The sequence below is a fragment of the Gemmatimonas sp. genome, assembly GCF_044376735.1.
Taxonomy (GTDB): domain Bacteria; phylum Gemmatimonadota; class Gemmatimonadetes; order Gemmatimonadales; family Gemmatimonadaceae; genus Gemmatimonas.
This window is the reverse complement of sequence record NZ_JBILKJ010000204.1, coordinates 1-4,055: the sequence shown is the minus strand read 5'-3', so window position 1 is coordinate 4,055 and position 4,055 is coordinate 1. Positions and strand designations below refer to the sequence as shown.

Annotated in this window: 4 protein-coding genes and 1 pseudogene; 2 read left to right on the top strand and 3 right to left on the bottom strand. The window is 69.9% G+C overall.

Features of this window, described 5'->3' with window-relative positions:
• Window positions 1-623: pseudogene (locus tag ACIRA7_RS15420) on the bottom strand (hypothetical protein); the annotation flags it as partial.
• A 225-nt stretch (window positions 624-848) separates the two neighbouring features.
• Between ACIRA7_RS15420 and ACIRA7_RS15415 the strand changes: the two are divergent.
• A complete protein-coding gene (locus tag ACIRA7_RS15415; protein ID WP_396221727.1) occupies window positions 849-1,169 on the top strand; it encodes a hypothetical protein in 321 nt (106 codons plus the stop codon).
• Window positions 1,170-1,190: 21 nt separating this feature from the next.
• Here ACIRA7_RS15415 and ACIRA7_RS15410 read toward each other — a convergent pair whose 3' ends face one another.
• Together ACIRA7_RS15410 and ACIRA7_RS15405 are read right to left on the bottom strand one after the other, a co-directional pair.
• Window positions 1,191-2,561: a sensor histidine kinase gene (locus ACIRA7_RS15410; RefSeq protein ID WP_396221726.1), complete on the bottom strand. Its 1,371-nt coding sequence runs from the start codon at window positions 2,559-2,561 to the stop codon at window positions 1,191-1,193.
• A complete protein-coding gene (locus ACIRA7_RS15405; RefSeq protein ID WP_396221725.1) occupies window positions 2,561-3,250 on the bottom strand; it encodes a response regulator transcription factor in 690 nt (229 codons plus the stop codon). The genes ACIRA7_RS15410 and ACIRA7_RS15405 overlap by 1 nt, the downstream gene beginning before the upstream one ends.
• A gap of 92 nt (window positions 3,251-3,342) precedes the next feature.
• Here ACIRA7_RS15405 and ACIRA7_RS15400 point away from each other — a divergent pair.
• Window positions 3,343-4,055: patatin-like phospholipase family protein (locus tag ACIRA7_RS15400; protein ID WP_396221724.1), on the top strand; the 713-nt coding region annotated here is incomplete at its 3' end.

Below are 4,055 nucleotides of genomic sequence, written 5' to 3'. Positions count from 1 at the left end.
CGGGCGCGGGCGGCGTCTCCGGAGGCCGTCACCACCGCGACGCGCGCCCGGTCGGCTTCGAGCTGGGTGCGAAGCCCAACGGCCTCCGACACCAGCCCTTCCCGGAGCCGGGTCGCGTCCACGCGGGCGATCTCCTCCAGCGCCTCCAGCTGTCGGGTCGCCACCATAAACGCCCCGTCAGAAGCGGCGGCGCGTAACCACGCCCGAGCCACCTCGAGCTCCGCCTCGCGACGTTCGGCGACCGCATCGGCCTGCACCCGCTGGCGGCCCGCGCCGGTGGCTTGTCGAAGGGCCAGCCGTCGGCCGGTGAGGTCGAGCGGGATGTACGCCGTGGCGAAAATGTCGGGCTGAAGCGCACTCCCGAGATTCTCACGGCGCCATTCAAGGTTGGGATTGGGCCATTGGCCCGCTTCGGCAACGCGGCCGGTGCCAGCCAGTTCGCGCGCATCGGCAATCTTGCGGAGCGGGCCACTGGTGCGCGCCATCTGGAGCGCGGCGCCCAGGTCGAGCGGAGCGGCCTGCGCCGACACGATCGAGACAGGGGATGCCGCCAGCGCGGCAACGGTGGTCAGCCGGGCCAGCACCGAGCGAGACACCGTCTGAAAAGGTCGAGAGACGTTCATGCCTCAACATAGGAGGGCTCGATGAACGTGGCGTGAATCATCGCCCCCCGCCCAACGTCACTGGGGTGGCGCGCACCGTGCGGTGCTGCTCACGTCGGCGCACTTTTCCTCAAGTCGAATCGGGGTGGAGCCGATGTACCTCGTGTGGCGCGGATGACCTGCGCCACGCGATCGCCCTCAACTCTGTGCCCCGTGCCGTTCTACACGCCCACCTTCGTACCTGCCGTGATCGACGTGGATCACCGGGCGCCCGATTCGCTGTCCTGCGTGGTGCGCGCGTACGACCGCGCGATCCGCGCATGCGAGGCCTTCGATCACGACCGCTCGCGGGACGCGATCCGCGTGCTGCGCGGTGCGCTGGAGCTCGACTGCCCCACATCGAAGGGCTTCGATGCGCTGTACGCGTGGTGCGAGGAGTCGGTGGGCCGCCGTGACTTCGTCGGCGCGGCCCAGTGCCTGCGCTCGCTTCGTGACGCGTGGCGCGCCGCCGTCCAGCCGATGCGCCTGCCCCTTCCGCCCGTCCGCACCGGTCAGCACATCTGCTGACACGACCGGCCGGTCGCTAGCTCACCCGGCGCTCGCGGCTCGCTCACGGCTCGCCAGCGGCAGCCGCACCTGCATCAGGGTACCACCCTGGGGGCCCGCCGTCGCCGCGATCGTCCCACGGTGTTGTCGGACAATCCACGCGGCAATCGCCAGTCCGAGTCCGCTCCCGTCAGGCCGCTTGAGCCGTGCGGCATCGCCGCGAAAGAACCGGTCGAAGATGCGCGCCCGCTCGTGCGCCGGAATGCCGATGCCGCCGTCCTCCACGTCGAGCCACACCGCGCCGTCCTCCGGGTGGACCCGCACGCGCACGGTACCGCCCTCGTGGCCGTACCGGATCGCGTTGTCCACCAGGATGCTGACCAGTCGTGGCAACAGGGCGGCGTCGCCGACCACCGGCGATTCTTCCAGCGCGCTGTAGTCGAGCGTCATGCGTCGGCGCTGCGCCTCCGGTTGCCACCGCGGCAGTTCGTCGGCGATCACATCGTCCAGAAACAGCGCCTCGTCGCGGATCGGGGCATCTTCGCCAGCGGCATCGGCGCGCGCGAGCTGGAGTAATTCATCTACCTGATGCGACACCGCGCGCAGTTCCTGATCGATCGCACTCAGGACGCCGGTGGTGCGGGCGGTGGCGGGCTCCAACAATGCCACTTCCACCCGCGCGCGCAGCCGGGCGATCGGCGTGCGCAACTCGTGCGCCGCATCGGCCAGGAACTCCCGCTGCTGGGCGAGCGCACCGTCGAGCCGGTCGAGCAGCGCATTGAAGCGAAGCCCCAGACGACCGAGTTCGTCGGTGGAGTCGTCGATCGGCAGCCGGGCGCCACTGGCGGGCGCGATGCGCGCCGCCGCGTCGGCCATGCGCCCGACCGGCCGCAACGTACGACCGGTGAGCCACCATCCGGCCACCGCCGCACACACGACCAGCAACGGGATGCCGACACCGAACCACCGGTCGATCCGCGACTGCAACGCGATCACGTTGGCTTCGCTGGCGTCCACTTCGATGTCCCACGCGGGCGCGAGCTCCGGATCGAGGGCAAAGCGCACCGTGCGCACTGGCCCCGACAGCGGGCGACGCGCCCGACGCACCGGGGCCCCGACGATCTGGAACAGCGCACCGTTCGGCCGACGAATGCGCAGCGCGCGGTCTTCGAAGACCAGCTCCCCCGCGATGTGGTAGAGCGTGGCCTCCACCGTGACATACTCCTCGATCTCGGCCCGGAAGAACTGCTGCACCAGTCCGGCCGACGACCGTACCGACTGGTCGAATTCACGTTCCAGCGTGGCGCGCAGGGCGTAGCGCAACGTGCCGGCCGCCCCCAACAGCACGACCAGCAGTGTGGCGGCATAGAGCGCCGTGAAGCGCAGCCGGATACGCGGACGATGCGACTCCACTACGACCGCGTCCCGGGGTGAGGCACCGCGAGCCGGTATCCGGCGCCGCGCACAGTCGTGAGCAGCGGGTGCTCCTCCGGACCGTCCACCTTCTTGCGCAGCCGCGCGATGTAGACGTCGATCACGTTGCTCATCGGATCGAAATTGTCGTCCCAGGCATGCTCGCCGATATACTCGCGGGTGAGTACGCGGCCGCTGGCGCGCATGAGCACTTCGAGCACCGCGAATTCCTTGGTGGTCAAGGATATCGTGCGCGTCCCGCGGCGACCTTCGCGCGTGGCGGGATCGAGCACGAGATCGCCGACCTGCAGCAGCGTCGGGGCGGCGTGGTCGGGACGCCGCAGCAGCGCGCGCAGGCGGGCCACGAGTTCACCGAGCGCGTACGGCTTCACGAGGTAGTCGTCGGCTCCGAGATCGAGACCGGCAATGCGGTCCGCCACGCCGTCGCGCGCCGTAGCCATGAGCACCCGCGGTGCCGGAACCTTCGACCGGAAGGCGGTGCATAAGGCGAATCCGTCATCGTCGGGCAGGCGGACATCGAGGATGACGGCGTCGTAGGGGCTGACGGCCGCCAGCTCACGGGCCATCTTCCCCGTGGCCGCTGCGTCCACGGCGAACCCCGACGCCCGCAGAAAGGCGGTGACGCTCTCGCGCAGGGTATCGTCGTCTTCTACCAGCAACACTCGCATCGGGGGGAATCTACCGCGTGGATGACGGCAGCAGGAACAGCAACGGAAGCGCCATCGGCCGTGCGCCACCAGGCCAGCCCCGGATCGGGGTCGTGTTCGGCGGGGGCGCCCTCAAGGGGATGGCGCATATCGGCGCCCTCAAGGCCCTGCGCGAGGCCGGCGTGCAGCCGCGCGTGTATGCCGGCTCCAGCATCGGCGCCATGATCGCGGCGGCCGCCGCCAGCGGTCGCAGCGTGGACGAGCTGACCGAGCGGGCACTCAAGTTCCGTCGTCGCGACCTGTTCCGGATCAACCACGTGGGCATGTTGATGGAGCGCATGCTGTCGCGTTCGATCTACCTCGAGTCGCCGCTGCGCGGCTTGTGCGACGATCTGGTGGCCGAGGGCACGTTCGAGGATCTGAACACGCCGCTGCTCGTCACCGCGGTGGACATCGAGCGCGGCGTCCCACTGGTATTCGGGCGCCCCGGCTTCCGCGACGTGCGGGTGCGCGACGCCGTCTACGCCTCCTGCGCGCTGCCGGGCTTCTTTCCCCCCGGCGTGGTCGGGGAGCGCGTGTGCATCGACGGCGGCACGACGGACAACCTGCCGGTCTCGATCGCCGCGATGGGGATGGACGCTGTGATCGCGGTGGATGTGGGCATCGCCGACGTGCCACTGGCCACGGGCATCGCCGAGCAGGGATTCGCGTCGATCTTCATGCGCGCCGCCACCATGATGATGCACGAGCAGCAGCAGGCTACGCTCGACCGCTGGACCACCCCACCGCTGCTGCTGGTGCGTCCGAAGGTGTCGCACATCGGCTG